General features: G+C 66.9%; 33 protein-coding genes. 3 read left to right on the top strand and 30 right to left on the bottom strand.

Going from position 1 to position 25,893, the window contains the following annotated elements; translation table 11 throughout:
- Positions 1-75 precede the first annotated feature (75 nt).
- The 11 genes from ABV606_RS08075 to ABV606_RS08025 all read right to left on the bottom strand — a co-directional run bounded on the left by ABV606_RS08075 (position 76) and on the right by ABV606_RS08025 (position 9,524).
- The gene (locus tag ABV606_RS08075; RefSeq protein ID WP_353987318.1) at positions 76-1,167 is read right to left on the bottom strand and encodes a putative B6 ABC transporter substrate-binding protein; all 1,092 of its coding nucleotides are present in this window, start codon (positions 1,165-1,167) and stop codon (positions 76-78) included.
- A 335-nt stretch (positions 1,168-1,502) separates the two neighbouring features.
- A complete protein-coding gene (locus ABV606_RS08070; protein ID WP_353987317.1) occupies positions 1,503-2,324 on the bottom strand; it encodes an IclR family transcriptional regulator in 822 nt (273 codons plus the stop codon).
- A 55-nt stretch (positions 2,325-2,379) separates the two neighbouring features.
- Positions 2,380-2,835 (bottom strand): YbhB/YbcL family Raf kinase inhibitor-like protein, encoded by a 456-nt coding sequence (locus ABV606_RS08065; RefSeq protein WP_281488391.1) that lies wholly within the window; start codon positions 2,833-2,835, stop codon positions 2,380-2,382.
- Between the two features lie 22 nt (positions 2,836-2,857).
- The gene (locus tag ABV606_RS08060) at positions 2,858-3,721 is read right to left on the bottom strand and encodes an alpha/beta fold hydrolase (protein ID WP_281488390.1); all 864 of its coding nucleotides are present in this window, start codon (positions 3,719-3,721) and stop codon (positions 2,858-2,860) included.
- A gap of 7 nt (positions 3,722-3,728) precedes the next feature.
- Positions 3,729-4,670, bottom strand: a complete 942-nt coding sequence (locus ABV606_RS08055; protein WP_281488389.1) for a 3-hydroxyacyl-CoA dehydrogenase NAD-binding domain-containing protein — start codon at positions 4,668-4,670, stop codon at positions 3,729-3,731.
- Between the two features lie 38 nt (positions 4,671-4,708).
- Positions 4,709-5,458, bottom strand: a complete 750-nt coding sequence (locus ABV606_RS08050; RefSeq protein ID WP_281488388.1) for a class II aldolase/adducin family protein — start codon at positions 5,456-5,458, stop codon at positions 4,709-4,711.
- A gap of 44 nt (positions 5,459-5,502) precedes the next feature.
- Positions 5,503-6,096 (bottom strand): amino acid synthesis family protein, encoded by a 594-nt coding sequence (locus tag ABV606_RS08045; protein ID WP_281488387.1) that lies wholly within the window; start codon positions 6,094-6,096, stop codon positions 5,503-5,505.
- Positions 6,086-7,213: an NAD(P)/FAD-dependent oxidoreductase gene (locus ABV606_RS08040; RefSeq protein WP_353987316.1), complete on the bottom strand. Its 1,128-nt coding sequence runs from the start codon at positions 7,211-7,213 to the stop codon at positions 6,086-6,088. Before ABV606_RS08040 ends, ABV606_RS08045 begins: the two co-directional genes overlap by 11 nt.
- A gap of 185 nt (positions 7,214-7,398) precedes the next feature.
- Positions 7,399-8,142 carry a pyridoxal 4-dehydrogenase, SDR-type gene (pldH, locus tag ABV606_RS08035; protein WP_281488385.1) on the bottom strand — a complete coding sequence of 248 codons (744 nt, stop codon included), beginning with the start codon at positions 8,140-8,142 and terminating at the stop codon, positions 7,399-7,401.
- Positions 8,143-8,207: 65 nt separating this feature from the next.
- On the bottom strand, positions 8,208-8,966 hold the full coding sequence (gene pldA, locus ABV606_RS08030) for a 4-pyridoxolactonase (protein ID WP_353987315.1): 759 nt from the start codon (positions 8,964-8,966) through the stop codon (positions 8,208-8,210).
- A gap of 135 nt (positions 8,967-9,101) precedes the next feature.
- Positions 9,102-9,524 carry a hypothetical protein gene (locus ABV606_RS08025; RefSeq protein ID WP_353987314.1) on the bottom strand — a complete coding sequence of 141 codons (423 nt, stop codon included), beginning with the start codon at positions 9,522-9,524 and terminating at the stop codon, positions 9,102-9,104.
- Positions 9,525-9,672: 148 nt separating this feature from the next.
- On the opposite strand from ABV606_RS08025, the gene ABV606_RS08020 reads away from it, so the two are divergent.
- A complete protein-coding gene (locus ABV606_RS08020; RefSeq protein ID WP_281488382.1) occupies positions 9,673-10,074 on the top strand; it encodes a VOC family protein in 402 nt (133 codons plus the stop codon).
- Complete coding sequence (locus tag ABV606_RS08015; RefSeq protein ID WP_281488381.1) at positions 10,071-11,105, top strand: alcohol dehydrogenase catalytic domain-containing protein; 1,035 nt, start codon at positions 10,071-10,073, stop codon at positions 11,103-11,105. The genes ABV606_RS08020 and ABV606_RS08015 overlap by 4 nt, the downstream gene beginning before the upstream one ends.
- 101 nt (positions 11,106-11,206) lie before the next feature.
- On the opposite strand, the gene ABV606_RS08010 is transcribed toward ABV606_RS08015, so the two are convergent.
- The 5 genes from ABV606_RS08010 to truA all read right to left on the bottom strand — a co-directional run bounded on the left by ABV606_RS08010 (position 11,207) and on the right by truA (position 15,086).
- Positions 11,207-11,503, bottom strand: coding sequence for a 4a-hydroxytetrahydrobiopterin dehydratase (locus ABV606_RS08010; protein ID WP_281488380.1), 297 nt, complete (start codon positions 11,501-11,503; stop codon positions 11,207-11,209).
- A gap of 94 nt (positions 11,504-11,597) precedes the next feature.
- Positions 11,598-12,959 (bottom strand): phosphoglucosamine mutase, encoded by a 1,362-nt coding sequence (gene glmM / locus ABV606_RS08005; protein WP_281488379.1) that lies wholly within the window; start codon positions 12,957-12,959, stop codon positions 11,598-11,600.
- A 24-nt stretch (positions 12,960-12,983) separates the two neighbouring features.
- Complete coding sequence (rpsI, locus tag ABV606_RS08000) at positions 12,984-13,469, bottom strand: 30S ribosomal protein S9 (protein WP_281488378.1); 486 nt, start codon at positions 13,467-13,469, stop codon at positions 12,984-12,986.
- A gap of 29 nt (positions 13,470-13,498) precedes the next feature.
- Entirely contained in the window at positions 13,499-13,945 is a 447-nt protein-coding gene (rplM, locus tag ABV606_RS07995; protein WP_281488377.1) for a 50S ribosomal protein L13, read from the bottom strand.
- 244 nt (positions 13,946-14,189) lie between these two features.
- Positions 14,190-15,086: a tRNA pseudouridine(38-40) synthase TruA gene (gene truA, locus ABV606_RS07990; protein WP_353987313.1), complete on the bottom strand. Its 897-nt coding sequence runs from the start codon at positions 15,084-15,086 to the stop codon at positions 14,190-14,192.
- A gap of 92 nt (positions 15,087-15,178) precedes the next feature.
- Here truA and ABV606_RS07985 point away from each other — a divergent pair, with 92 nt between their 5' ends.
- Positions 15,179-17,146: an acyltransferase family protein gene (locus tag ABV606_RS07985; RefSeq protein ID WP_353987312.1), complete on the top strand. Its 1,968-nt coding sequence runs from the start codon at positions 15,179-15,181 to the stop codon at positions 17,144-17,146.
- A 128-nt stretch (positions 17,147-17,274) separates the two neighbouring features.
- Here the strand turns inward: ABV606_RS07985 and rplQ are convergent, their stop codons facing one another.
- From rplQ to rplF, 14 genes are all read right to left on the bottom strand, one after another.
- A complete protein-coding gene (rplQ, locus tag ABV606_RS07980; protein WP_353987311.1) occupies positions 17,275-17,877 on the bottom strand; it encodes a 50S ribosomal protein L17 in 603 nt (200 codons plus the stop codon).
- 49 nt (positions 17,878-17,926) lie between these two features.
- The gene (locus ABV606_RS07975; RefSeq protein WP_281488373.1) at positions 17,927-18,916 is read right to left on the bottom strand and encodes a DNA-directed RNA polymerase subunit alpha; all 990 of its coding nucleotides are present in this window, start codon (positions 18,914-18,916) and stop codon (positions 17,927-17,929) included.
- 153 nt (positions 18,917-19,069) lie between these two features.
- Entirely contained in the window at positions 19,070-19,468 is a 399-nt protein-coding gene (rpsK, locus tag ABV606_RS07970) for a 30S ribosomal protein S11 (protein ID WP_281488372.1), read from the bottom strand.
- Positions 19,469-19,511: 43 nt separating this feature from the next.
- Entirely contained in the window at positions 19,512-19,886 is a 375-nt protein-coding gene (rpsM, locus tag ABV606_RS07965; protein ID WP_281488371.1) for a 30S ribosomal protein S13, read from the bottom strand.
- Positions 19,887-20,087: 201 nt separating this feature from the next.
- Positions 20,088-20,201, bottom strand: a complete 114-nt coding sequence (gene rpmJ / locus ABV606_RS07960) for a 50S ribosomal protein L36 (protein ID WP_047561540.1) — start codon at positions 20,199-20,201, stop codon at positions 20,088-20,090.
- Between the two features lie 67 nt (positions 20,202-20,268).
- The gene (gene infA, locus ABV606_RS07955; protein ID WP_017885509.1) at positions 20,269-20,490 is read right to left on the bottom strand and encodes a translation initiation factor IF-1; all 222 of its coding nucleotides are present in this window, start codon (positions 20,488-20,490) and stop codon (positions 20,269-20,271) included.
- 186 nt (positions 20,491-20,676) lie between these two features.
- Entirely contained in the window at positions 20,677-21,513 is an 837-nt protein-coding gene (gene map / locus ABV606_RS07950) for a type I methionyl aminopeptidase (protein ID WP_353987310.1), read from the bottom strand.
- A complete protein-coding gene (locus ABV606_RS07945; protein ID WP_281488369.1) occupies positions 21,513-22,130 on the bottom strand; it encodes an adenylate kinase in 618 nt (205 codons plus the stop codon). Before ABV606_RS07945 ends, map begins: the two co-directional genes overlap by 1 nt.
- Positions 22,127-23,449, bottom strand: a complete 1,323-nt coding sequence (gene secY, locus ABV606_RS07940) for a preprotein translocase subunit SecY (RefSeq protein ID WP_281488368.1) — start codon at positions 23,447-23,449, stop codon at positions 22,127-22,129. Before secY ends, ABV606_RS07945 begins: the two co-directional genes overlap by 4 nt.
- 66 nt (positions 23,450-23,515) lie before the next feature.
- Positions 23,516-24,130, bottom strand: a complete 615-nt coding sequence (gene rplO, locus ABV606_RS07935; RefSeq protein ID WP_281488367.1) for a 50S ribosomal protein L15 — start codon at positions 24,128-24,130, stop codon at positions 23,516-23,518.
- Complete coding sequence (gene rpmD / locus ABV606_RS07930) at positions 24,130-24,315, bottom strand: 50S ribosomal protein L30 (protein ID WP_281488366.1); 186 nt, start codon at positions 24,313-24,315, stop codon at positions 24,130-24,132. Before rpmD ends, rplO begins: the two co-directional genes overlap by 1 nt.
- Positions 24,315-24,986: a 30S ribosomal protein S5 gene (rpsE, locus tag ABV606_RS07925; protein WP_281488365.1), complete on the bottom strand. Its 672-nt coding sequence runs from the start codon at positions 24,984-24,986 to the stop codon at positions 24,315-24,317. Before rpsE ends, rpmD begins: the two co-directional genes overlap by 1 nt.
- Positions 24,983-25,354, bottom strand: a complete 372-nt coding sequence (gene rplR / locus ABV606_RS07920) for a 50S ribosomal protein L18 (protein WP_281488364.1) — start codon at positions 25,352-25,354, stop codon at positions 24,983-24,985. The genes rpsE and rplR overlap by 4 nt, the downstream gene beginning before the upstream one ends.
- Positions 25,354-25,890: a 50S ribosomal protein L6 gene (rplF, locus tag ABV606_RS07915; protein ID WP_281488363.1), complete on the bottom strand. Its 537-nt coding sequence runs from the start codon at positions 25,888-25,890 to the stop codon at positions 25,354-25,356. The genes rplR and rplF overlap by 1 nt, the downstream gene beginning before the upstream one ends.
- Positions 25,891-25,893: the final 3 nt, after the last annotated feature.

Here is a 25,893-nt window from a genome sequence, read left to right as displayed (position 1 = left end):
GAGTGTTGCTGTGCGCGAGCGGCTTCGCGCCGATCAATCGGTGTCGATCGGCGCGAGCCGGCCGCACTCGATGGATCAGTGGGCGTCGATGACGGCCTGGACCGCGTCCTTCGTCGTGGTCTTCTCGACCTTGACGGAGCCGTCGATGATGCCCTTCTTGGCCTCTTCCACCGCGGCGAGGACCTCGTCGGTGAGCTGGTCGCTCTCCTGCAGCGTGAGACCACCGTTCTCGACCGTGAGCGAGTACGACTTCTCACCGAAGGTGCCGGCCTCGATGTCGGCGATCGCCTGCTTGTACGCGTCGGCGAAGTTCCAGAGCACCGAGGTGAGCACGATGCTCGGGTCGGTCACGGCCTCGGTAACGTCGCCGATGGTGGCGATGTAGCGCACCGGGTAGCCGGTGTTGGCGGTCTCGATCGCCTGCAGGTAGCCGACGGTCGCGCCGTCGCCCATGCCGAAGATGACGTCGGCGCCGGCCGCGATCACCTGAGCGGCCACGTTGCGTCCACCGGCCGAGTCGCCGTACTCAGCGGGGCCGATGTAGGCGAGCACGACGTTGATCGACGGGTCGACGCTGTAGACGCCCTGGGCGAAGCCACCCGACATGGTGAACCAGTTGAGGTCCTCCGCCGAGACCACGACGCCGACCGTCTTGGTCGTGGTGCTCATCGCAGCGGCGACACCGGCGAGGTATGCGCCCTCCTGCGCCTCGGTCATGACGGTCGCGACCTTGCCGGGAACGTTCTGGTCGTAGTCGACCACGAGCACGGGCACACCGGTGCTCTGTCCGACGCGGGCACCGGCGGTGTTGAACCCGCTGGCGTGGGCGATGATGAAGTCGTTGCCCTTCTCGGCCACCTGGCTCAGGATCGTCTCGGTGTTGTCGTAACCGACGTTCGAGTTGTCATCGAGCTTGATGCCGAGTTCGTCGGCGACCTGCTGAGCAGCCCAAATGCCCTGCTGGTTCCAACCGTGGTCGGATTCCTTCTCGGGCGTGACGATGGCGAACTGCTCGACCTTCGTGCCTTCGGCCTTGCCGTTGTCACCGGTATCACCGGTGTCACCGCCTCGAGCAGTGCAGCCCGCCGTAGCGAGAAGAGCTGCTCCCAGCACCGCGGCGAGACCGACCTTGGCGAGCCTCCTGGGAAGAACTGTGGAACGTGACATAACGCGGAAGTATCCCTTCGTGTCAAGGACGTCGCGACTCCCTCGTCGCGCCGCAACTGCGGACTTTTTCTCAAAGCCTGCAGTTAGAGTGTCAACATATAAGAGCAGCGCCGGGGTGTCAACAAGTTTGAATGCCGGTTTTCGTGCCCCTTTTCGTGGGGCGCGGACCGATGCGCGAGCACGACGGAAAGCCGCGTGTGCACCTCGTTCGAAGGGCGCCTCACGCGGCAGCGTACTGCCGGTTCAGGGCAGTACTCTGGGCGGCTCGGAGTTCGTTTCCGGACCGTGACCAAGAGGAGCCGGACTGATCGCTGACTGGTCGGGTCGTTACGCGATCACGCCTCTTCGCGTCGAATAGCGGCCTCTATCTCACGAGCAGCGGCCTGCACCGTCGCGACGAGTTCTTCGCGCCGCGCCTCGCCGATGCGGAACGACGGGCCGGCGATGCTGATCGTCGCCACGACGGTGTTCTCGACGTTCACGGCCGCGGCCACAGCCCAGATACCGTCGTCCACCTCGGAGTCGGAGATCGCGAGGCCGGCCTTCGCAATGGCTCGCAGTTCATCGCGGAACCCGTCGATCCGCGCGGGGCTGGACTCGTGCATGACCCGGCTCAGATACGACTCGCGTCGCGATCGCGGCATCGACGCGAGCAGCACCTTCGGCCCGGCGCCTCGATGCAGAGGCATGAGGTGGCCGGGCCGAAACGAGATGCCGAGCGTCAGGTCGGGCTGCGACGAGACCACGCAGACCGCACTGTCGCCGATGCGGCGCATGGCCAGCGCGGTCTCACCCGTCTGCGCGACGAGTCGGTCGACCACGGGCTGGGCGGCCGCTGCCACGTCGATGCTGGCCTCCGCAGCGGCAGTCAGCCGCAGCACCTGCGGCGACAGCACGTAGGTGCCACGGTTGCGCTCCTCGACGAGATACAGCTCGCGCAACAGCGCGATATAGCGGTATGCGCTGGGGATCGAGATGTTGTGCTGCGCGGCGACCTCTTCGATCGTGACTTCGGGCTTCGACTCGCCGAATTGCAGCAGGATCTGCAGCACGCGGCGTGCGCTGTCGACGCCCTTCGTCTTGTTCTGCGCCGCAGCGCCCGCGCCCTGCGTCGTGTTGCCCTGCGTCGTGTTGCCCTGCGTCGACGTCGACTGCATCGCCAACTCTCTCCTTTGCCGGACCGCTATCGGCCGCCCTCGCCAATCGGGCTGATCAGCGCTCGTACGTGCCGACCGTGCGGTTCTGCTCGATGATATTGTCCGCGTACTTAGCCAGGAACTCCTCGCGAGTCGGCTCGCCTTCCACCTTCGTGTCGAGCGCGTACACCCAGAAGTAGTAGTGGTGGGTGCCGTGACCGTGCGGCGGCTGCGGTCCGGTGTACGCCTTCTCGCCGATGCCGTTCGGTCCGGTGCGCCCCACGGCAGCGTCACCGCCGAGTTCGGTGGTGGACGGGTCGATGCCGTATACCGTCCAGTGCGTGAACCCGTTCGCCAGCGGCGCGTCGGGGTCGTGCAGGATCAGCGCGAGCTCCACGGCCTCGGCCGGCGCACCCGAGATCTGCACCCGCGGCACCTGGTTGCCCGTCTCGGCTGCGAACCGGTCGTCGATCTTCTCGAGCGTTCCGATGTCGGGGCTGGTGACCTTGAGGTCCTTGATGTTGAGTGGCATGTCGTGCCTTCCTTTCGGCCGGTCAGAGCCCGGCGATGAACGAACGGATGCTGTCCGCGATCGCTCGCGGTTGCTCCTCTGGAACATAGTGGTCAGCGTCGTCGACCAGCTGGTAGCCGAGGTCGGGACGCAGGCGCCTGGTGGCTTCGAACGCGGCCTGGGTGACCAGCGTGCTCTCCGCGCCGCGGATGTACAGCGCGGGCCGGGCGACGTCTTCGGTGAATGGTGCGAGGTCTGCTCGGAGCCCCGTGACAGTCTGCGCCATGGCTTCGGGCGAGGCGAGCGGGCGGAGTCCATCACCGTCGCGCACGTAGCCATAGTCAGCGCGGCGCACGATCGCCTCGCGCGGGATCTTCTGGTACCGGTTCTGCAAGTACTCGATGACCGCATCGCGATCAGCGAAGTGCTGGTCTCCACCGTTGACCCTGGCCTCGAGAGAATCGAAGACCTCTGTCTCGATGAACGGCGTGAAGTCGATGCCGACGAAGCCGTCGATGAGATCTGGGCGCCGGGCGGTCGCGACCGTCGCGTTGCGCGACCCGAGCGAGTGGCCGACTACGACGTCCTTGCCGCCATTGCCGCCCAATTGCTCGACCAGAGCGATGACATCGTTGCTGTAGTCGGTATGCGTGTATCCACTGGCAGGCTTGTCGCTTCGCCCGTGCCCGCGCTGATCGACCGCCACCACGGTGAATTGCGCTGCGAGATCCTCGGCGATCGGGCGCCACACGTCAAGGTTGGCGGTGACGCCGTGGAACAGGAACACCGTGGTGTCGCCTGTTCCACGCACGCGCACCTGCAGCTCGATGTCACCGGTGTTGACCCGGCGATCCTCGAACCCGCCTGCCTGCACGCCTTGCTGCATGTCTTGCGATTCGACAGCCATCGACGGATCAGACCGGGTTGTCGCTCAGAGGGGCCGGCATGGCCTTACGAACGGCAGTGAGCTGGCGCACGATCTCGCCGCGCAGCGCAGCTACATCGCCCTCGCCGTACTCGAAGATGCCGCCGCCCGACTTGAAGCCCAGCTTGCCGGACGCAACGCGGTCGCTGATGAAGGCGGGCACCCCGTCGGTGTTCGACAGGTCGCGGTTGAGGTAGCCCGCGACGCTCGTGTAGATATCGAGCCCCGCCATGTCGAGCAGGCGCATCGGTCCGACGACCGCGAGCTTGTACCCGATCCCCCAGCGCACCGCGGTGTCGAGGTCGCGCTCAGAGATGACGCCTTCGTCGACGAGCGCGAGGCACTCGCGCATGATCGCGTACAGGACCCGGTTCTCGACGAAGCCGGGCACCTCGCGCTCGAGCACCGCCTCGTAGCCGAACGCGTTGACGATCTCGATGAGACGGTCGCGCACGGCGTCCGAGGTCTGCTCGCCCGGCACGACCTCGATCATGGGGATCAGGTGCGGCGGGTTCGACCAGTGCATGCCGATGAAGCGCGCAGGCGCGTTGAGCGCCTCGCCGAGTTTGGTGATCGGGATGCCGGACGTGTTCGACGCGATGATCGTCTCGTCGCTCACCTCGGCCTCGATCTGGGCGAGCACGCTCTTCTTGAGGTCCTCGCGCTCGGGAACGGCCTCGAGCACGAACTCGGTGCCGCGCAGGGCCTCGGCGATGTCGGTCGTGTACGACACGCTGCCGCCATCCACCTTGTTGCTGCCGAGGTTGTCGAGCACGCCCTCGCACATCGCGACGGCCTGCTCGGCACGGGTCAGGGCTTCGGCGACGACGTCGTAGACGCGCACCTGCGCACCGGCGCGAGCGAAGACGGCCGCGATGCCCGGGCCCATCGTGCCCGAACCTACGACCGTGACTACTGCTGGGATCGACATGGCATTCTCCTTCGAATGATCAGGGTGGGTTTCTCGAACTACATCGGCTGGGGCTCGCGCCCCTCGAGGCGGTCGAGCTTGCGGTTGAAGTACCACCAGTAGTTGTTGCGGGCGGCTTCGGGGTAAATGCGCCGGTTCTTCTCGACCGTCTCGTCGGCATCCGGGAACTCGAAGTCGTTGCCGCTGGCCTCGAGATCGATCTGGAACTTGGCCGACCACTCGAGGAAGATGCCGCACAGCGTGAGCGACTTCACGTCGGAGCCGACGAATGCGATGCCGTGGTTGGCGAGCAGCACGGCTTCGGCGTCACCGAGCGTGCGGGCGACCGCCTTGCCGAGTTCAACCGTGGTGATGATGTGGCTGGTCTCGTCGAAGCGGGGAACCCCGCCGTTCGCGAACCACACGCCGTGGTTGTTCACCGGGCCGAGTGTGCCCTTGCCTGCTCCGTAGACCGTCGCGAAGTGAGCGTGCGAGTGGCCGACGAAGTTGACGTCATCGCGCGCCTTCATGATCTCGGCGTGCAGCGGCCACTCGAGGTGGCGCAGCCCCTCGCCCTGCAGCACGTTCCCGTCGAAGTCGATCAGGATGTAGTCGTCGGGCTGCACCTCGCTCAGCGCCAGGTTGCCGCGCTTGAGCCACAGTCCGCGGCCTTCCGGGTCGCGGTACGACAAGTGCCCCATGGACATGTCACCGTGCCCCTCCATCTCGAGGATGCGGTGCGAGCGCGACAGATCGTCGAGCACCGACATGATCTCGGGCGGAGCGTTCAGAGGTCCAGGCTTCTTCATAGGTCGTGGATTCCTTTCAATCAGGATGCTGGTGAAGTCGGTGCTCAGGAGAACTGAGCGAGCGCCTCTTGCTTCGTCATGCCGCCGACCCGCGCGTGCGGGCGTGGGCCGCTCGCCACTGCGACGCAGATGAGGAGCTCATCCGGGCGCGGGCCGTCGGGGATGTGCAGCGTGATGCCGTCGTAGTAGTCGCGTACGTAGACCTCGTCCTTGAACGCGAGCGGGATGTCGATGGAGACGCCCGGGGCGGCGACCTTGGTCACCGAGGAGATCCAGGCGCGACCGCCGCCGACGGCATCCCGGAATCCGTTGCCGAACACCGTGGTGACGCAGGCCACAACGTGCTCCTGCTCGCCGTTGATCCCCGCGACTCCGCCCTTGCCGTAGCCCTCGACGGGACGCCCGCCGAGCAGCGCCGCGGCGCGCTTGCCGAGCTGGATGCCGAGTTCGCGACTCGGATCGGTGAGCGAGCTCAGATCCTGCTGGAACGGCTTCCCGGCGAAGGGGTTGCGGATGGCGACGCCGACGGCGGCCTTGACGAGGGGCTGTTCGAGCTCGTTCCCCGCCTCTCGAACGATCTCCTCGACCGCCGAGTACCAGGTGCGGACCTCATAGCCCGGCAGCGACTCAACCGACACTGATCATCTCCCTCGTCGTGGGGTCGTACCGCGCTGTCTCCAGCATCTGCGGTGTGAACTGGTTTCCCTTGGCCATGCTGCGGGTCTCGGCGAACCACGCCGAGCGCTCCTGGCACTCATCGGTGATCTGGCGTTCGCGGGCCTCCCAGTCGACGAGCGCCTGGGGCAGGTCAGCATTGGCCGCCTCGGTCGCTGCGACTGCGACGGTGTACGCGTTCGACATCGCTGTGCCGGCACCCTGCGCCAGCGCCGGGCACATGGCGTGGCCGGCGTCGCCGATGAGCGCGATGCGACCCTTCGTCCACTGCTTCAGCACGGTGGTCTGGTACCCGTCGTAACGGCCGTGGATCTTCGCGGCCTCCTCGAGCACCGGGGCGAGGTAGGGGTGGCTCTCGACCCAGACGTCGTAGTTGATCGGCACGGCCGACCCTTCCTTGTCTTCGATCGGTGCCATGAGCGCCAGGTACAACTCGTCGTCGTTGCACGGCACGTAGAGCACGCGGAGCACGCGCGGCTCGAGGTTCCAGAAGTCGATGACGTTGTCCCACTCGCCGGGGCCGAGGTCTTCCTTGCGGCGCGGGACGATGAGGCGGGTGATGCCGTCGCGGGACTTCGTGCGCTCGAGTTCGAATTGGTTCGAGTCGCGCACCTTCGATGCCACGCCGTCAGCGCCGATGACCAGATCGGCCTTGCGCACTTCGCCAGAGGCGAGGGTCACCGAGCCGGCCGGATCGGCCGAGACGACCTCCGAGGCGACGCGGATGTCGACACCGCTGTTGCGAGCGGCATCGACGAGGGTCTCATGCAGGTCCTGGCGCGTCATCGTGCGCCACTCGAGACCCCAGAAGTCCTCCTTCGACTGCGTCACATTGTGCATGCGCGTCTCGTAGAACGGCGGCACCATCGACTTCGGCAGGAGCGGCTCGTATGCGCCGATGGCCTTGAGCACCTCAAGGCTGTTGTGCCACAGCACGATGCCCGCGCCGAACGCACGCAGTTCGTCGCCCTTCTCGTGGAGCGTGACGCTCCAGCCACGTTGTGCGAGCGCGGTGGCCACGGTGAGGCCGGCGAAACCGCCGCCGGCCACCTCTGCGTGGCGACCATTCGATTCGCTCATCTGGTCCTCCGGAATCCTTTGTCCTAAATCTCGCATAGCGAGACTCTCGTATTAGCTTCTAATAATTGAAGTGAATTGGCAAGAGAATGCCCGTCACAGCATCACGTGAGTGTCGTGACGGGCGGATGATTGCGCGTCGCGCGGGCGGTTCCGGGCGAATCACCCGCGCGACGCACGCCTGTGGGTCAGTTGCGAGTGTGACCGCCGTCGACCACGAGCGTCTGGCCCGTGACCCAGCCGGCCTCCTCGGAGACGAGGAAGGCCACCGCGGGCGCGATGTCGTCGGGCTGGCCCTTGCGGTTGAACGCCTGCATCGGGACCACATAATCGAAGCCCGAAGCGTGGGGGCCTGCCATGACGCCTTCGCTGGCGGTCAAGCCGGGGGCGATGGCGTTGATCGTGATTCCGTACTTTCCGAGCTCGCCCGCGAGCGCGCGCGTGAAGCCGATCGACGCACCCTTGGTGGCGACATAGTGGGCGCAGTTCGGCGTGCCTGCGACGAACGTGTTCGAGGCGATGTTCACGATGCGGCCGTACCCGGCCTCCTGCATCTGGTTCGACACGGCCTTGGTCATGAGGAACAGGCCGTCCATGTTGACCGCCATCACGCGACGCCACTCGTCGAAGGTGATGTCCTCCCAAGCGACCTGCGGCACGAGGGCTGCGTCGTTCACGAGGATGTCGACACGGCCGTACTTCTCCATCACCGCATCCACGAGTTCCTTGACGGACTGCTCGTTACTCACGTCGACCTTGTGGGCGTAGCCCCCGATGGATGCTGCAACCTCGTTGGCCTTGTCGATGTTGATGTCGGCGACGACGACGGTGACACCGTCCTTCGCGATCCGGCGGGCGATAGCCGCGCCGATCCCCTGGGCAGCTCCCGTCACGATGGCGACGCGCTGTGCAGCCTGCTCAGCGTTTCCCATTGCTCACACTCCTTCGTATGGTTCGATCGCCGCGACGGATGCCGCGGCGTGCTGAATGCGGCGGACTAGTTGCCGCCGTAGTACTCGGGGGCCTTCTTCCAAGTGAGGAACGGCTCCATTTCGTGCGACGGGTAGAGGTCGGCGTTCTTCGCGCGGGCCAGGTACCGCAGGCGGCGCAGCGAATCCACCGAGTCGACCGGGTCGAGGTGGAAGCCACCGATGACCTCGCGCTCGATGCTCTCGTAGGTGTATGCGGCGTCGCCGCAGAACAGCATCGACTTTTCGTTCTGCATCTCGACGAAGAGCGAGTAGTGCCCCGCTGTGTGCCCGGGCGTCTCATAGATCCAGATCCCAGGAACGATCTCGTGGTCGCCCGAGATCATCTCGTACTTCACGCCTTCGTAGTCGAAGGAGAGGTCGGAGTAACCCAGACGCTCGAAGGGCTCGGGGACACGGGCGTGGCGCAGTTCCTCCTTGTGCACGAGCACGCGCGCGTTCTTGAGGTACTTGTTGCCGCCGACGTGATCGAAGTGGAAGTGCGAGTTGATGACGATGTCGACGTCTTCAGGCTTGTAGCCGCACAGCTCGAGCTGCGCCGGGATGCTCTGCTCGGGAGTCTGCTCCGGCAGTTCGAAGGGAAGGACCCGCTGGGTGTGCTCGAGGTCGTAACCGGTGTCGTACATGAGCAGACCGTCTTTGTGCTCGACGAGCACGCTGTAGACGGGGAAGCGAACCGGCGTCCCGATGTCGTGGTGCCAGAAGACCTGGGAGCGGTCGATGACCAGGCTCCCTCCATCAAGCAGGTACACCTTGGGATCGGTCATTGACTACTCCTCCTTGAGTATCGATGCGGCACGTGGCGGGTGTGGCGCTCGCGCTGGCGGCCCAGCGCAGCTCTAGAACCATCTTCTTAGATGATCTGAGATTGATCGCACTCTATGAGAAACCGGAGCGGAGTGTCAACCCTGGTTCGAGAGGTCGAGCCTGACGGCATCCGAATCGTCGAACGACGGCATATCGGTGTAGTACGCCCAGTCATAGCAGTAATCGAGCGGCGGGTCACCATCGAAGGCGCCGATGCAGATCATGTCGCGCTGACGCTGCTCTCCTGCCTCGTCGAACGCGATCCTGCAGAGCACTTTGAAGCGGCTGGGCTCTCCGTCGATGGCGTGCTCGGACGGCACCCAGCAGTCCACGAATCGCGGATGCTCGGCCGACGCGTCGCGCGCAGCGATCGGGGCGATCTGCGACAGCATCCGCTGGTCATCGGCGCCGAGGTCGTCGATCGCGCGAGCCGGCGCCGAGGGTGCTGAGCACGCCGAGAGCAGCCCTGCCACGGCAACGGCGACCGCAAACGCGCGGAAGGCCGCGCTCTGCCGCACGCCCGATCGGCAAGGACTCCTGCGGGCAATAACTTGGCTCATATTCGCACCATCTGATCCAGCTTTCGCGCCATGTACGATTCCGACATACTTTAGTGAGCGGGCGTTCACGCCTGCCTCAACGACGAGGAACAGGGAGCACAGACCCATGCCGCCAATCTCAGCGAACCGCGCCGGCGTCATTCTCGCGGTAGACGATGTCGCCGCGCTGACTGATTTCTACACCACCCACCTCGGCTTCACGGTCGAGGCGCAGTACGAGAGCCCCGCATACACGACGCTCGTCAACGGTGCCACCCGCCTCTCGCTCGCCGAGCAGGGCCACCCGGCGAACGATCTCCCCGGCTTCACCATGACAGTGCTGCCTCAGGGGCCGACCCCGAATCACTGCCTCGTGCTCGAGGTCGATGACTGCGACGCCGCGTACGAGCAGCTCCGCTCGGCCGGCGTGGAGGTTCGCTCGGAGGTGTTCCGCCCGCCGTGGGGCGGCGCACGCTTCTTCTTGACCGATCCTGAAGGAAACCTCATCGAATTGGAGACCCTGGCATGAAGGTCGTCCGCCTCGTCGGCAAAGAGCAGATCCGGGTCGAGGATGCACCCGACGCGCAACTGCAATCGGATGACGACGCCATCGTCCGCGTCACCCACAGCGCGATCTGCGGCGCCGATCTGCTCCCGTACCACGGCTACACGCCGGGATTCGAGTTCGGCACCATCCCCGGCCACGAGTTCGTCGGTGAGATCGTGGCGGTCGGCGATCGGGTGACCGCGGTGAAGCCGGGTATGCGCGTGGTGAACACGAGCATGACCTCCGACGGCACGTGCCGACACTGCCGGGCGGGCCGCCCGACCCAGTGCGAGAACCGGTCACTGTTCGGATACTCCGGCGTCTACCCTCGCCTGGACGGCGGGCAGGCTGAACTCGTGCGTGTGCCGTTCGCCAACCGTTCGCTCTTCGAGGTTCCCGAAGGGGTCACGAACGAGCAGGCGGTGTTCATCGCCGACATCCTGCCGACCGGGTTCGCCGGTGTGCGGCGTGCGGGCGTCGGCTTCGGCGACGTCGTGGTCGTGCTGGGCTGCGGACCGGTGGGGCTCATGTCGATCATCAGCTCTGCGGGCACCGCACGCACGGTGATCGCCGTCGATGGTGTCGCTGAGCGACGCGAACTCGCCGAGCAGCTGGGCGCGACCGCCGTGTCACCGGATGACGCGCCAGCCGCCGTCGAGCGGGCGACCGCTGGGCTCGGCGCGGATGTCGTCATCGAGGCGTCGGGCAGCGTCCCGGCCATGAAGGGCGCGTTCGATCTCGCGCGGCCTCAGGGAGTGGTGTCGGTCATCGGCGCCCACTTCGAGCCCGACTTCCCCCTGAACAACGGCACCATGTTCGAGAAGGAGTTGACGCTCGTGTTCTCGGTCGGTGACCCGTCGCGCGACCGAGAGCGCTTGCTCGCCGGCATCCAGGCCGGATCGATCGACCCCTCGCCGGTGCTCACGCACTCCATGCCGCTCGACGAGGCGCAGGAGGCATACCGCGCGTTCGACGCCAAGGAGATGACGAAGGTCGTTCTGACCACGGCTTGATCACCACATGCGGTGAGGCGTTGCGCCGGCGAGGACTGTCTCGCCGGCGCACCGCTTTTCGGCGCCGGAGCGTGCCAGGGCGATGACGCCCGCACGGCTGTTCAGGCGTATCCGAGTTCGCGGGCAGCGGCCTGGACGTGCCGGGCCAGTTCGAGATCGAGGTCGGTCACGCCGCCGGCCTCGTGCGAGGTGAGCCGCAGGTCGAGACGGCCGTAGCCCAGCTCGACGTCGGGGTGATGGTTGAGGGATTCGGCGGAATCCGCGACCGCGTTCAGCAGTCGCATCGCACCGGCGAAGTCCTTGGTGTCGAAATGCGCGACCAGCGCATCGCCCTCGTGGGTGAAGGCGGTGCCCTCCAAGGCGTCGGACGTTGCGCCGGAATCGAGCGTGCTCGTCACCAGGTGCTCCTTCGAACCGGTCACGGCGGATGCCGAGACTCGCCTCGGAGGGTACGTCTGCTGGTGCCCGGCGACAAGCATCGCCGTCTGGCCGTTAGACGGCGAGGCGCTCCCGGACGACATCCGCGAGCCCGTCGGCGGTCTGCTGGGCCGTGGCCTGATCCGCGGCTTCGACCATGACACGCACCATGGGCTCGGTTCCCGACGGGCGCAGCAGCACGCGTCCTGTGTCGCCGAGCCGGGCCTCTGCGGCTCGAACAGCTTCGGCGATGCCCTCGTCTTCGCTCATCCGCAGATGGTCGACGCCGCGCACATTGACGAGCACCTGCGGCATGACCGTCATGACCGAGGCAAGTTCGGCGATCGACTTGCCGGTGCGAGCCATCTCGGCGACGAGGTGCAGGCCTGTGAGCACGCCATCGCCAGTCGTGGCGAACTCGGTCATGATCACGTGACCCGACTGCTCACCGCCCAGCGAGAGACCGCGCTCGTTGAGCGCCTCGAGCACATAGCGGTCGCCCACCTTCGTCTCGACGAGCGAGATGCCATGAGCTGCCATGGCCCGGCGCAGGCCGAGATTGCTCATGACGGTGACCGCGAGAGTCTGTTCGGCGAGCTTGCCGCGTTCGGCCATTGAGAGCGCGAGGATCGCCATGATCTGGTCGCCATCGATGATCTTGCCGTCGCGATCGACGGCGAGGCACCGGTCGGCGTCGCCATCATGGGCGATTCCCACGTCGGCGCCCAGCGAGACGACCGCTTCTGCGAGCTTGTCGAGGTGCGTCGAACCGACGCCGTCGTTGATGTTGAGGCCGTCGGGATCTGCACCGATGACCGTGACATCGGCGCCGGCATCCGCGAATGCCTGTGGCGATACGCCCGCTGCGGCTCCGTGGGCGCAGTCGAGCACGACCTTGATGCCGCCGAGCCGGTTGGGGAGCGTGCCGAGCAGGTGCACGACGTAGCGGTCTTCGGCATCCGCGAAGCGGCGGATGCGGCCGACGCCTGCGCCGGTGGGTGCGAGCTTCGGCGCCGCGAGCGCGGCTTCGATGCGGTCTTCAACCTCATCAGGAAGCTTCTGACCACCGCGCGCGAAGAACTTGATGCCGTTGTCAGGCGCGGGGTTGTGGGATGCCGACACCATCACACCGAAGTCGGCGTCGATGTCGGCGATGAGGAACGCAGCGGCCGGGGTCGGGATGACGCCAGCGTCGAGCACGTCGATGCCGGAGCTCGCGAGCCCTGCGGCGACCGCCGAGGAGATGAACTCCCCCGACACGCGAGGGTCGCGCGCGAGCACGGCGACGGGCCGACGCCCGTAGCGCCGGCGTTCGGCAGCGTGCCGTCCCTGGGTCAGGACGACCGCGGCCGCCTGGGCGAGGCCCAGGGCCAGGTCAGCGGTGAGTGCACCGTTGGCCAGGCCCCGGACCCCGTCAGTGCCGAATAGTCGAGGCATGACGTCCCTGGATGCGCGGGACGATCAGCGCTTCGAGAACTGCGAGGCCTTGCGGGCCTTCTTCAGACCGGCCTTCTTGCGCTCGATGATGCGTGCGTCGCGCGTGAGGAAGCCGGCCTTCTTGAGGGTCGGGCGGTTGTTCTCACGGTCGATCTCGTTGAGCGCACGGGCAACGGCGAGGCGCAGCGCGCCGGCCTGGCCCGAGGGGCCGCCGCCGGTGATGCGCGCGGTGAGGTCGTAGCTGCCGAGCAGGTCGAGCACCTTGAAGGGGTCGTTGATCAGCTGCTGGTGGAGCTTGTTGGGGAAGTACTCTTCGAGCGCACGGCCGTTGACCGTGGCCTTGCCGCTGCCCGGCACGAGGCGCACGCGAGCGATGGCCTCCTTGCGGCGGCCCACTGCGGCACCCGACACGTTGAGCACGGGGCGGGGGGTCGAGGCGGCGGCAGCGGCCGGCGTCTCGGTCGTGAAGCTCTCGGGAGCCTGGTCGATGGAGTCTGCGATCTTCGCCATGGGAGTCTCTCTGGTCCTATCCGGCGCGCTTACTGGGCGACCTGGTCAAGGGTGTACGGCGTGGGCTGCTGCGCGGCGTGAGGGTGCTCGGCACCCGCGTACACCTTCAGCTTCTTGATCTGAGCGCGGCCCAGCGAGTTCTTCGGGAGCATGCCGCGCACAGCCTTCTCGACGGCGCGAACGGGGTGCTTCTCGAGCAGCTCCGCGTAGGTGGTGGCGGTGAGGCCGCCCGGGTAACCCGAGTGGCGGTACGCCTTCTTCTTCTCGAGCTTGGCGCCGGTCAGGGCGACCTTCTCGGCGTTGATGATGATGACGAAGTCGCCCATGTCGATGTGCGGGGCGAAGGTCGCCTTGTGCTTGCCACGCAGCAGGGCTGCGGTGTGGCTTGCGAGACGACCGAGCACAACGTCGGTGGCGTCGATGACGACCCAGTCGCGCTGGATGTCAGCGGGCGTGGGGGTGAACGTGCGCGTCACAGTGCTACGGCTTTCTTGTCGAGGTGTTCGTGAATCCCGCTCCGGTCGGGCGTTCTGCAGCGGATCGCTGTGAACGCTCGGGTGGAGGGCTCAACCGGATGCCTGCCGACGGCAGACACCAACGGGAAAGTCTAGCATTCCCGCAGCACTGGCAATACCGCGCCGGTGCCGACCCCTACAGCGCGCCCGGTCTTGCTTCAGCACCGAGGCCCGGGTCAGCGCCAGCGGGCCCGGAGCGCCGAGTTCACTCCGAACGCCGCGCGCGCGTCTGCTCTGCGCGAGCGGCCAGCTGGTCGTCGGGCGGGTACCCCACCTGGGTGAGCGTCAGACCCTTCGCCGGCATCACATGGAATCGGTTCGTGCGCTCGCGTGCCTGCAGGATGCCCGGCACTTCGTCCAGGCCGATGCGCCCCTCCCCCACCGCGACGCACGCGCCGACCAGCGCGCGCACCATGCTGTGGCAGAACGCGTCGGCCTGCACCTCGGCGACGAGCACCCCCGCTGCGTCGCGGTGCCAGCCGAACGACTGCAGCGTGCGGATCGTCGTCGCGCCGTCGCGCGGCTTGCAGAAGCTCGCGAAATCGTGCAGGCCGAGCAGCGACCTGGCTGCGGCATCCATGGCTTCCACATCGAGCCGACCGCTGACCCAGACGGTGGAATGGCGCTGGAGGGGATCACGGATGCCGAGATCATCCGCCACGCGGTACTGGTACCGCCGCCACACCGCCGAGAACCGCGCGTCGAACCCCTCTGGCGCGCGGTCGATGGTCGAGACGATGAGGTCGTCAGCGTGACCGGCGAGCCCGTTGATCCTGCGACGGAGCGCCTCCTCGGGAGCGAGCGGGCGCGCGTGCGAGCGGCTGCGCTGCTTGGCGAGCACCGCGAGCTCATCAGGTGTCAGGTCGAGGTGCGCGAGCTGCCCGGTTGCGTGCACCCCGGCATCCGTCCGCCCTGCGACCGTCAAGCGGTGGTGGCGTCCAGGAAGCACCGTGTCGAGCGCGCGCTCCAACTCGCCCTGCACGGTACGCAGGCGGGGCTGCCTGGCCCAGCCGGCGAAGTCGGTGCCGTCGTAGGCGACGGAGAGGCGCAGGCGCACCTCGCCGAGCGTCGCGTTCGCCGTCTCGCCTTCCTGACCGTTCATCGTCCCGAAGTCTAGAACGCGCGCGGCCCAGCGGCGGTTCTCAGCGACGCCCGCCTAGGCTGGTTGCCGCCTCGCTCGAGCCCAGGTCTGCCATGCCCGAAGTCCACGCCGCCCAGTCTCCCAACCTCAACGCCGCTCAGACGGCTGGACCGTCGACCGCTCGAAACGCCGGGCGGCTGCTGGGACTGGACGGTATGCGCGCCGTTGCCGTCACCGCAGTGCTGGCGTTCCATCTGCTGCCCGGGGTGCTGCCGGGCGGGTTCCTGGGCGTCGACCTGTTCTTCGTCATCAGCGGGTTCCTGATCACCACGCTGCTGCTGCGCGAGCACGCGCGCTCGGGGCGCATCGACCTCGTCGATTTCTGGCGGCGCCGCGCCCGCCGCCTGCTGCCGGCGATCGGGCTCCTCGTCGTCGTCACGGCGAGTGCGGCGCTCGCCATCGGCGGCGACGCGCTGCACAAGCTCGGCTGGCAGGTGCTCGGCACTGCGACGTTCAGCTACAACTGGCTCTCGATCGCCGACGGCAACTCGTACTTCGACTCCACCTCGCCGGAACTGCTCCGCAACCTCTGGTCGCTCGCTGTGGAGGAGCAGTTCTACCTGGTATGGCCGCTGGTGCTGCTCGCGCTGCTGGTGGTTCGCCGACGCTGGGTTCGGGTGGCGCTCGTCGCCGCTGCAGCGGCAGCATCCGCCGTCACCATGGGGCTGCTCGTGAACCCGGCCGACCCGACCCGGGTCTATTTCGGCACCGACACCCACAGCTTCGGGCTCACCATCGGCATCATCGTGGCGCTGCTGATGGGAGGCTGGCCGGATGCCGTCGGGCGCTGGCCGCGCGCCGTGCGCCCGCTGCTCATGCCCGCCGCGTCGGTCGCGATGATGGGAATCGTCGCGGCATTCGTATGGCTCGACGGTGACGCCCTCTTCGCCTATCGCGGTGGGCTTGTTGCGGTGTCGCTGCTCACCGCCCTCGTGCTGGCCGCCGCCGTCGCACCCGGCTCCGCTCTCGGCCGAGCGCTCGAGTGGGCGCCGTTCCGCTGGATCGGCACGCGGAGCTACGGCCTCTACCTCTGGCATTGGCCTGTGTACGTGCTGCTGCTCGACGCGCTGCCCACCTGGCAGGGAGCGGAGTTCATGTGGCCGCTCGCTGCGCTGTCACTCGCCATCACGGTGGTGGCCGCCGAACTGTCGTATCGCTTCGTCGAGCAGCCGGTGCGGCGCCTGGGCTTCCGCGCGACGCTCAGCGCGTACCGGCGAGCCTGGGATGCCCCGCGCAGTCGCATCGCCGCGGCCGCCATCACGGCGGTGGTGGCAACCGCGGGGACTGCAACCGTCGTGGCGATCGCGCTCGATCCGGGCACGAGCAGTGCGCAATCGCAGATCGCGCGCGGTCAAGCTGCGCTCGACGACACGGCATCCTCGGAGCCGCGCGGTGGCGGCCAGCAGGGCGATGGGTCAGAAGCAGGGGCTGGCGAAGCCGGGGCCGGCTCGGCCTCTCCGGCGGACCGTGCGGATTCAGCGGCGCTCCCGAGCGGCGACCAGATCACCGCCATCGGCGATTCGGTCATGCTGGCGGTCGTGCCTCAACTGCAGGCGCAGTTCCCCGGCATCCGGGTCGACGCCGTCGTCTCACGCCAGATGCGACAGGCACCGGAGCTGTTGCAGCAGGAGAAGGACGCCGGCACCCTCCGCGACACGATCGTCGTCGGTCTCGGCACGAACGGCTCGATCGGTATGGACACGCTCGAGCGGGTGCGAGAGATCGCCGGCCCGGAGCGGCGCATCGTGCTCGTCAATGTGCAGGCGCCGCGAGGCTGGACGCCCGAGGTGAACGCCGCGCTCAGCGAGTTCGCGCAGCGCTATCGCAACGTGGAGCTCGCCAACTGGCGTGATGCGATCGCCCCCAGGCTCGATCTCCTCGCGCGCGATCAGATCCATGCGGGAGGGGATGCCGCGGGCGCCGTGTACGCGTCGGCGCTCCGCGACGCGCTGCAGCGCCTCGCGCTGCTGCCGCCGGTACTCGACCGGCACGACTACTGGCTCGGCGACCTGCCGCAGTAGGCGAATCAGCACGCGCACGAGGCGGCGAACTCCGGGAGCGGCACTGCGCGCCGACATCAGTGCCCAGAGCAGCGAAAGGCCCCGCTCCATCAGGGGCGGGGCCTTCTGCAGTGCTGCGGGGCGCTGGGCTACTTGGCCTCGTCGGCGCCTTCTTCGGCGTCGGCCGGAGCTTCCTCAGCGGCAGGCGCCTCAGCAGCAGGCGCGTCAGCGGCGGGCGCGTCAGCGGCATCCGTCGTCTCGGTCTCCGTCGCGTCAGCAGCGGTCTCGTCGGCCGCTTCCTCAACTACGGTCTCGTCGGCAACCGGCTCGTCGGCGGCAGGCGCCTCAGCAGCAGGCGCGTCAGCCTTCTTCGCCGAGGCCTTCTTCTTCACGACCGGCTCGAGCACGAGCTCGATCTGCGCCATCGAAGCGTTGTCGCCCTTGCGGAAGCCGAGCTTGGTGATGCGGGTGTAGCCGCCCTCACGCTCTTCGACCAGCGGCGCGATCTGCGTGAACAGCTCGTGCACGACGCTCTTGTCGGTGATCACCTGGAGCACACGACGGCGCGAGTGCAGGTCGCCGCGCTTGGCGAAGGTGATGAGGCGCTCGGCGTAGGGGCGCAGCCGCTTCGCCTTGGTCTCGGTGGTCTTGATGCTCTTGTGGGTGAAGAGCTGCGCGGCGAGGTTCGCCAGCAGCAGGCGCTCGTGCGCCGGTCCGCCACCGAGGCGGGGTCCCTTGTTGGGCTTAGGCATTTCTTGGTTTCTCCGTTGTCAGAAAGTCGTCAGCGTCACGACGACGTGATCAGTTGTTCTCGTCGTCGTAGCCGCCGTAGAAGTGGGCCCCGTCGAAACCGGGAACCGCATCCTTCAGCGACAGGCCGAGCTCGACAAGCTTGTCCTTGACCTCATCCACCGACTTCTGCCCGAAGTTGCGGATGTTCATCAGCTGGGCCTCCGAGAGGGCGACGAGCTCGCTCACCGAGTTGATGCCCTCACGCTTCAGGCAGTTGTAGCTGCGCACCGAGAGGTCGAGGTCTTCGATCGGCATGCTGAGCTCGTTCGACATGACGACGTCGACCGGAGCAGGCCCGATCTCGATGCCCTCAGCAGCAGTGTTCAGCTCGCGGGCGAGGCCGAAGAGCTCCACCAGCGTCTTGCCGGCCGACGCGATCGCGTCGCGCGGGCTGATCGCGGGCTTGGTCTCGACGTCGACGACGAGGCGGTCGAAGTCGGTGCGCTCACCGGCACGAGTGGCCTCGACCTTGTAGGTGACCTTGAGGACCGGCGAGTAGATCGAGTCGACCGGAATCTGACCGGCCTCGCTGAACTCGCTGCGGTTCTGGGTCGCCGACACATAGCCGCGACCACGCTCGATGGTCAGCTCGAGCTCGAACTTGGCCTTGTCGTTGAGCGTCGCGATGACGAGCTCAGGGTTGTGGATCTCCACACCGGCGGGAGCCGAGATGTCGGCGGCGGTCACCTGGCCGGCACCCTGCTTGCGCAGGTAGGCGGTGATCGGCTCGTCGTGCTCGCTGGAGACGACCAGCTGCTTGATGTTCAGGATGATCTCGGTGACGTCTTCCTTCACACCCTCGACGGTCGTGAACTCGTGGAGCACGCCATCGATGCGGATGCTGGTGACTGCCGCGCCCGGGATGGACGAGAGCAGCGTGCGACGCAGCGAGTTGCCGAGGGTGTAGCCGAAGCCCGGCTCGAGCGGCTCGATGACGAACCGCGAGCGGAACTCCGAGATGTTCTCTTCCGTGAGAGTGGGGCGCTGTGCAATGAGCACTACTTGTTCCTTTCGGCAAGGTGTCCGCTATATGACACCTGTGAGGAGGGTTTGCCGGGCGACGAGCCGGTCGGTTGTGTTGAGTTGTATCGCGACGCACGGTGGCCGGAGTCGTTGCCGCTCCGGCCACCGTGCATCACGGGAGACTGATGCTCAGACGCGACGGCGCTTGGGCGGGCGGCATCCGTTGTGCGCCTGCGGGGTGACGTCGTTGATCGAGCCGACCTCGAGGCCCGCTGCCTGCAGCGAGCGGATGGCGGTCTCGCGGCCCGAGCCCGGGCCCTTCACGAAGACGTCGACCTTCTTCATACCGTGCTCCTGCGCCTGACGCGCGGCCGACTCGGCGGCCATCTGCGCGGCGTAGGGCGTCGACTTGCGCGAGCCCTTGAAGCCCACGCCGCCCGACGATGCCCAGCTGATGACTGCGCCGCTCGGGTCGGTGATCGAGACGATGGTGTTGTTGAACGTGCTCTTGATGTGCGCCTGGCCCATCGCGACGTTCTTCTTGTCCTTGCGGCGGGGCTTGCGCGCGGCCGACTTCGGTGTTGCCATAGGTGTCTTCTACTCCTGGAATCCTTGGAGCGCGGGCCGGGGCCTAGCGCGCCTTCTTCTTGCCGGCGACGGTGCGCTTCGGGCCCTTGCGGGTACGCGCGTTGGTCTTGGTGCGCTGACCACGCACGGGCAGGCCCTTGCGATGGCGGAGGCCCTCGTAGCTGCCGATCTCGACCTTGCGGCGGATGTCGGCGGCGACCTCGCGGCGGAGATCACCCTCGACCTTGAAGTTGCCTTCGATGTAATCGCGAAGGGCGACGAGCTGATCGTCAGACAGATCCTTCACGCGGGTGTTGCCGTCGATCCCGGTGTCAGCGAGGGTCTTCAGCGAGCGGGTACGGCCGACACCGTAGATATACGTCAGTGCGACTTCCACGCGCTTCTCGCGCGGGATGTCGACGCCGGCAAGACGTGCCATATTGGCTTCTCCTGGGAGTGAGTGGAGGTATGGGACAGCACCGGTGCCCGGGCCTCCGCCCCGGGGTGTCCACGCGAGCGTCCGCGGACGCCCTCGCTTTGTGGTGTTGCCTGGTTGCTATTGAGTTGTGAGTCTCTGCGCGAGCGCAGTGCGTCCGCTGCGCGGCAGATGCCGGTCGTCGGGCCGTCGAGGCCCGTCCGATCAGCCCTGACGCTGCTTGTGGCGGGGGTTCTCGCAGATCACCATGACGTTGCCGTGGCGACGGATCACCTTGCACTTGTCGCAGATCGGCTTGACGCTGGGGTTGACCTTCATATTGGTTCCTTGGATCGCTGGCCTCGTACCCAGACGGTGGCCTGGGCCGTTCCTTTCCAGCAGACGATTACTTGTAGCGGTAGACGATGCGACCGCGGGTGAGGTCGTAGGGGCTCAGTTCGACGATGACCCGATCCTCAGGAAGGATGCGGATGTAGTGCTGGCGCATCTTGCCCGAGATGTGAGCGAGCACCTTGTGCCCGTTGGTCAGTTCCACCCGGAACATCGCGTTGGGAAGTGCTTCGAGCACCGACCCCTCGATCTCGATGACGCCGTCTTTTTTGGCCATAGCCTCACTGTCGCTAAGAATTCGTACTGCTGGTCATGCGTTCGGTGTTTTGGCAAGGCTCACGCCACGCCCGACACCAACGCTCAAGCTTACGTGATTTCCCACGCAATCGCCACTTGCGGGCTATACTTCCCCGCCCGCGCCTCCCCGGCGCGCGGGGCGTCGGGGTGTCGGAGCGGGAGTCGCTCAGGGGATCGGCACAGGTGCGACGCCGAACTCGGCGAGCCCGGCCGCTCCCCCGTCTTCGGCGGTGAGCACCCAGATGCCGTCCGCGTGCACGGCGACCGAGTGCTCCCAGTGCGAGCTCGCCGAACCGTCGGCGGTCACGACCGTCCACTCGTCGTCGAGCACCCGGGTGTCGATTCCGCCGAGCGTGACCATGGGCTCGATCGCGACGACGAGACCCGGCTTGACGGCGGGGCCCTTGCCGCTCACGGCGTAGTTGAACACGGGCGGATCTTCGTGCATGGAGCGCCCGATGCCGTGCCCGATGTACTCCTCGAGGATGCCGTACTGGCCCTCGCGTCGGATGTCGGCCTCGATCGCGGCGCCAACCTCATTCAGATGCTTGGCGCTCGCCAGTGCCGCGATACCGGCCCAGAGTGAATGCTCGGTGACCTTCGAGAGCCGCTGCCGCTCCTCGACGAGCGCGGGGCGGTCGGCATCCGGGAGCACGACCGTGATGGCCGAGTCGCCGTTCCAGCCATCGACGAGGGCGCCGCTGTCGATGGAGATGATGTCGCCGGGCTCGAGGCGGCGCTCGTCGGGGATGCCGTGCACGACCGCCTCATTGACCGAAGCGCACACCGTGTGCGAGTAGCCGGGAACGAGCGCGAAGTTGGGTTGGCCGCCCAGCGAGCGGATCGTCTGCTCGGCAATGCGGTCGAGCTCGAGCGTGGTGACGCCCGGCCGGATCGCCTCGCGCACCGCGGCGAGCGACGCGGCCGTGACCTCGCCCGGACGCACCATGGCCCGCAACTCGTCGGGCGTCTTGTAGATGCCCCGACCTCGGAAACGAACCATCAGGCGGTGACGGCGATGCCCCGGGCAGCGAGGGCTTCGAGAATGCGAGCCGTGACGTCTTCGACACTGCCCAGGCCGTCGACCTCGCCGACGAGTCCGCGCTTCGCGTAGACCTCGATGAGCGGCGCCGTCTGCTCGGCGTACACCTCGAGGCGACGACGGATCACGTCTTCGGTGTCGTCGGCGCGCCCCTGCTCGACCGCGCGCTTGAGGAGTCGCGCGACGACCTCGTCGGTGTCGGCGGTCAGCAGCACTACCGCGTCGAGCTGGGCGCCCTCGGCTTCAAGGATGCGGTCGAGCTCGACCACCTGGTCGAGCGTGCGGGGGTACCCGTCGAGCAGGAAGCCGCTCGCAGCGTCATCCCAGGTGAGCCGGTCGGCGACGATCGCGTTCGTGAGTGAATCGGGCACGTACTCGCCGCGATCCATGTACGACTTCGCCTCGATGCCGAGGGGTGTCTGGGCGCTGACATTCGCGCGGAAGATGTCGCCGGTCGAGATCGCCGGGATGCCGAACGACTCGCTGAGCCGCGCGGCCTGCGTGCCCTTGCCTGCCCCAGGAGGACCGATGATGAGCAGGCGCACGCCGGAGGCGCTTGAGGGGTGTGCGTCGGTCATCGGAGGAGCCCTTCGTAGTGTCGCTGCTGCAGCTGCGCGTCGATCTGCTTCACCGTCTCGAGGCCTACGCCGACGATGATCAGGATGCTTGCGCCGCCGAACGGGAAGTTCTGGTTCGCCCCGACGGTGGCGAGCGCGATCAGCGGGATCAGCGCCACGATGCCGAGGTAGATGGAGCCCGGCAGCGTCACGCGCGTGAGCACGTAGTCGAGGTACTCGGCCGTGGGACGGCCGGCGCGGATGCCGGGGATGAAGCCGCCGTACTTCTTCATGTTCTCGGCGACCTCTTCGGGGTTGAAGGTGATCGCGACGTAGAAGTACGTGAAGCCGATGATGAGCAGGAAGTAGACCGCCATGTAGAGCGGGTTGTCGCCCGAGGTGAAGTTGTTCTGGATCCAGACGACCCACTCGGCAGGGCTCTGCCCTGACGCGGGCTGATTGAACTGGGCGATCAGCGCAGGCAGGTACAGCAGCGACGAGGCGAAGATGACCGGGATGACGCCGGCCATGTTGACCTTGATGGGGATGTAGGTGTTGTTGCCGCCGTAAGTGCGACGCCCGACCATCCGCTTCGCGTACTGCACGGGAACGCGGCGCTGCGACTGCTCCACGAACACGACCGCGGTCATGATGACAAGCCCGATCGCGATCACGACGAGGAAGATCTCGAACGACTCGGCCACGGCGATCGACCAGAGCGCGCTCGGGAAGGTCGCTGCGATCGAGGTGAAGATGAGCAGCGACATGCCGTTGCCGATGCCGCGCTCGGTGATGAGCTCGCCCATCCACATGATGAGGCCGGTGCCCGCGGTCATGGTGATGACCATGAGCAGGGTCGCGTACCACGACGGGTCGCTGATGAGCTGGCTGCACTCGGCGACGCCCGAGGCGCCGAACAGGGCGCCGCTGCGCGTCACCGTGATGAGCGTGGTCGACTGCAGCACGCCGAGCGCGATGGTGAGGTAGCGCGTGTACTGCGTCAGCTTGGCCTGACCGGCCTGACCCTCCTTGTAGAGGGTCTCGAAGTGAGGGATGACCACGCGCAGCAGCTGCACGATGATCGACGCGGTGATGTACGGCATGATGCCGAGCGCGAACACCGAGAGCTGGAGGAGCGCGCCACCGCTGAAGAGATTGACGAGCTCATAGAGCCCGGAGGTGCCGGCGTTGCCGGCAAGACAGGTCTGAACGTTCGCATAGTCGACGAACGGCGCGGGGATGAACGAGCCGAGCCGGAAGAGGGCGACGATGCCGAGCGTGAACCCGATCTTCCTGCGAAGGTCGGGAGTGCGGAAAATCCGCGCTACAGCACGAAACACGGGGCCTCCAGGGTGGCGAACGTCGTTATGGGGGCGGCTCAGATGTGAGCCGCCCCCACGGAACGACTACTTGACGGTGCCGCCGGCCGCGACGATCTTCTGCTCAGCCGAGCTGGAGACCTTGTCGACAGCAACATTCAGCTTAACCGTAATGTCGCCCTGGCCGAGAACCTTGACCTTCTCGTTCTTGCGAACGACGCCCTTGGCGATCAGGTCGCCGATGGTGACGTCGCCACCGTTGGGGTAGAGCTCAGCGAGCTTCTCGAGGTTGACCGCCTGGTACTCCACGCGGAACGGGTTCTTGAACCCGCGCAGCTTGGGAGCGCGCATCACCATGTTGAGCTGGCCGCCCTGGAAGCCGGGCTTCACCTGGTAGCGGGCCTTGGTGCCCTTGGTGCCGCGACCCGCGGTCTTACCCTTCGAGCCCTCACCGCGACCAACGCGGGTGCGCTCCTTCTTCGCGCCCGCGGCGGGGCGAAGGTGGTGCACCTTCAGCACCTGCGGGCGAGGCTCGACGGCATCCGTCTTCTCAGCCTTCTTCGCAGGAGCCTTCTTGGTCTCGTCTGCCTTGGCAGCGTCGGCCTTCTTGGCGGGCGCCTTCTTCTCGGCGGTGGCCTTCTCAGCCGGGGCCTTGGCGGCCTTCTCGGCCGGGGCCTTCTTCTTGGCTTCTTCGTCAGCCATCAGTCAATCTCCTCGACCTTCACCAGGTGAGCGACGGTGCGCACATACCCACGGTTCTGTGCGTTGTCCTCGCGTACCACCACATCGCCGATGCGCTTCAGCCCAAGGCTGCGCAGCGTGTCGCGCTGGTACTGCTTCTCACTGATCTTGCCCTTGATCTGCGTGATCTTGAGGCGAGCGGCCATCATGCACCTGCCTTCGCTTCGGCCTCGGCGCGCACCAGGCGGGCCGGGGCGACCTCGTCGAACTCGAGGCCGCGGCGCGCTGCGACCGCGCGGGGCTCCTCGAGCTGCTTGAGGGCCTCAACAGTCGCGTGAACGATGTTGATGGTGTTCGACGAACCGAGCGACTTGCTCAGCACATCGTGGATGCCGGCGCACTCGAGCACCGCGCGCACCGGACCGCCGGCGATAACACCGGTACCGGCGGCTGCGGGGCGCAGCAGCACCACGCCCGCCGCCGCCTCGCCCTGCACGGGGTGAGGGATGGTGGCACGCACGCGAGGCACGCGGAAGAAGTTCTTCTTCGCCTCTTCGACGCCCTTCGAGATCGCCGTCGGCACCTCACGGGCCTTGCCGTAACCGACGCCGACGAGACCGTTGCCATCGCCCACGACGACCAGCGCGGTGAAGCTGAAGCGACGACCGCCCTTCACGACCTTCGACACGCGGTTGATCGTGACGACGCGCTCGAGGAACTGGCTCTTCTCGGCGTCGCGGCTGCCGCGCTCACGGTTGGGGTTGCGCTCGCGGCTGCCACGACGGGCCTCACGAGGCTCGTTGGTCGGCTCGGAAGACGCTGCCGTCTCCACGGGTGCCTCTGCAACCACTTCTTGCTCCTTGTTGTTCTCGCTCACAGGTTCAGTCCACCCTCTCGAGCTCCCTCGGCGACCGCGGCCACGCGACCCGCGTAGCGGCTGCCTCCACGGTCGAAGACGACCGATTCGATGCCGGCATCCTTCGCACGACCGGCCACCAGCTCACCGACACGGCGGGCCTTGGCGGTCTTGTCGCCGTCGAGTGCGCGCAGGTCGGCTTCCATGGTCGAAGCCGACGCCAGCGTCACACCCTTGGTGTCGTCGACGACCTGCACGAACACGTGCCGCGACGAGCGGGTGACGACCAGGCGCGGACGCTCGGCCGAACCTGCGATCTTCTTGCGCAGACGCGCGTGGCGACGGTCCTTCGCGGCGGACTTGCTCTTGCCTCGCGTTCCGATTGCCATTACTTACCAGCCTTTCCGGCCTTGCGGCGCACGACCTCGCCGGCGTAGCGCACGCCCTTGCCCTTGTACGGCTCGGGCTTGCGGATCTTGCGGATGTTCGCTGCAACCTCACCGACGGCCTGCTTGTCGATGCCGCTGACGGTGATCTTGTTGTTGCCCTCGACGGCGAACGTGATGCCCGCCGGCGGCTCAACCGTGACCGGGTGCGAGAAGCCGAGCGCGAACTCGATGGCCGCACCCTTCTGCTGCACGCGGTAGCCGGTGCCGACGACCTCGAGGCCCTTGGAGTAGCCCTCGGTCACACCGATGATCTGGTTGTTGATGAGCGTGCGGGTCAGGCCGTGCAGCGAGCGCGACTCGCGCTCGTCGTCGGGACGGGTGACGAGCACCTGGCCCTCTTCGACCTTGACCTCGATAGGGCTGGCGACGGCGAGCTTCAGCTCACCCTTCGGGCCCTTGACGGTGACGTCCGAGCCGTCGACCGAGATGGTGACGCCGGCGGGGACGGGAATGGGAAGACGTCCAATACGTGACATGGC

The organism is Ruicaihuangia caeni (genome assembly GCF_040536845.1).
Taxonomy (GTDB): Bacteria; Actinomycetota; Actinomycetes; order Actinomycetales; family Microbacteriaceae; genus Ruicaihuangia; species Ruicaihuangia caeni.
This window is presented reverse-complemented; position numbering and strand designations above follow the sequence as displayed.

Coding starts and splice junctions, on each gene's coding strand:
- ABV606_RS08075 (WP_353987318.1), bottom strand. CDS start 1,167: ATGTCACGTTCCACAGTTCTTCCCAGGAGGCTCGCCAAGGTCGGTCTC.
- ABV606_RS08070 (WP_353987317.1), bottom strand. CDS start 2,324: ATGCAGTCGACGTCGACGCAGGGCAACACGACGCAGGGCAACACGACG.
- ABV606_RS08065 (WP_281488391.1), bottom strand. CDS start 2,835: ATGCCACTCAACATCAAGGACCTCAAGGTCACCAGCCCCGACATCGGA.
- ABV606_RS08060 (WP_281488390.1), bottom strand. CDS start 3,721: ATGGCTGTCGAATCGCAAGACATGCAGCAAGGCGTGCAGGCAGGCGGG.
- ABV606_RS08055 (WP_281488389.1), bottom strand. CDS start 4,670: ATGTCGATCCCAGCAGTAGTCACGGTCGTAGGTTCGGGCACGATGGGC.
- ABV606_RS08050 (WP_281488388.1), bottom strand. CDS start 5,458: ATGAAGAAGCCTGGACCTCTGAACGCTCCGCCCGAGATCATGTCGGTG.
- ABV606_RS08040 (WP_353987316.1), bottom strand. CDS start 7,213: ATGAGCGAATCGAATGGTCGCCACGCAGAGGTGGCCGGCGGCGGTTTC.
- pldH (WP_281488385.1), bottom strand. CDS start 8,142: ATGGGAAACGCTGAGCAGGCTGCACAGCGCGTCGCCATCGTGACGGGA.
- pldA (WP_353987315.1), bottom strand. CDS start 8,966: ATGACCGATCCCAAGGTGTACCTGCTTGATGGAGGGAGCCTGGTCATC.
- ABV606_RS08020 (WP_281488382.1), top strand. CDS start 9,673: ATGCCGCCAATCTCAGCGAACCGCGCCGGCGTCATTCTCGCGGTAGAC.
- ABV606_RS08015 (WP_281488381.1), top strand. CDS start 10,071: ATGAAGGTCGTCCGCCTCGTCGGCAAAGAGCAGATCCGGGTCGAGGAT.
- glmM (WP_281488379.1), bottom strand. CDS start 12,959: ATGCCTCGACTATTCGGCACTGACGGGGTCCGGGGCCTGGCCAACGGT.
- rpsI (WP_281488378.1), bottom strand. CDS start 13,469: ATGGCGAAGATCGCAGACTCCATCGACCAGGCTCCCGAGAGCTTCACG.
- truA (WP_353987313.1), bottom strand. CDS start 15,086: ATGAACGGTCAGGAAGGCGAGACGGCGAACGCGACGCTCGGCGAGGTG.
- ABV606_RS07985 (WP_353987312.1), top strand. CDS start 15,179: ATGCCCGAAGTCCACGCCGCCCAGTCTCCCAACCTCAACGCCGCTCAG.
- rplQ (WP_353987311.1), bottom strand. CDS start 17,877: ATGCCTAAGCCCAACAAGGGACCCCGCCTCGGTGGCGGACCGGCGCAC.
- rpsK (WP_281488372.1), bottom strand. CDS start 19,468: ATGGCAACACCGAAGTCGGCCGCGCGCAAGCCCCGCCGCAAGGACAAG.
- rpsM (WP_281488371.1), bottom strand. CDS start 19,886: ATGGCACGTCTTGCCGGCGTCGACATCCCGCGCGAGAAGCGCGTGGAA.
- rpmJ (WP_047561540.1), bottom strand. CDS start 20,201: ATGAAGGTCAACCCCAGCGTCAAGCCGATCTGCGACAAGTGCAAGGTG.
- infA (WP_017885509.1), bottom strand. CDS start 20,490: ATGGCCAAAAAAGACGGCGTCATCGAGATCGAGGGGTCGGTGCTCGAA.
- map (WP_353987310.1), bottom strand. CDS start 21,513: ATGGTTCGTTTCCGAGGTCGGGGCATCTACAAGACGCCCGACGAGTTG.
- ABV606_RS07945 (WP_281488369.1), bottom strand. CDS start 22,130: ATGACCGACGCACACCCCTCAAGCGCCTCCGGCGTGCGCCTGCTCATC.
- rplO (WP_281488367.1), bottom strand. CDS start 24,130: ATGGCTGACGAAGAAGCCAAGAAGAAGGCCCCGGCCGAGAAGGCCGCC.
- rpmD (WP_281488366.1), bottom strand. CDS start 24,315: ATGGCCGCTCGCCTCAAGATCACGCAGATCAAGGGCAAGATCAGTGAG.
- rplR (WP_281488364.1), bottom strand. CDS start 25,354: ATGGCAATCGGAACGCGAGGCAAGAGCAAGTCCGCCGCGAAGGACCGT.
- rplF (WP_281488363.1), bottom strand. CDS start 25,890: ATGTCACGTATTGGACGTCTTCCCATTCCCGTCCCCGCCGGCGTCACC.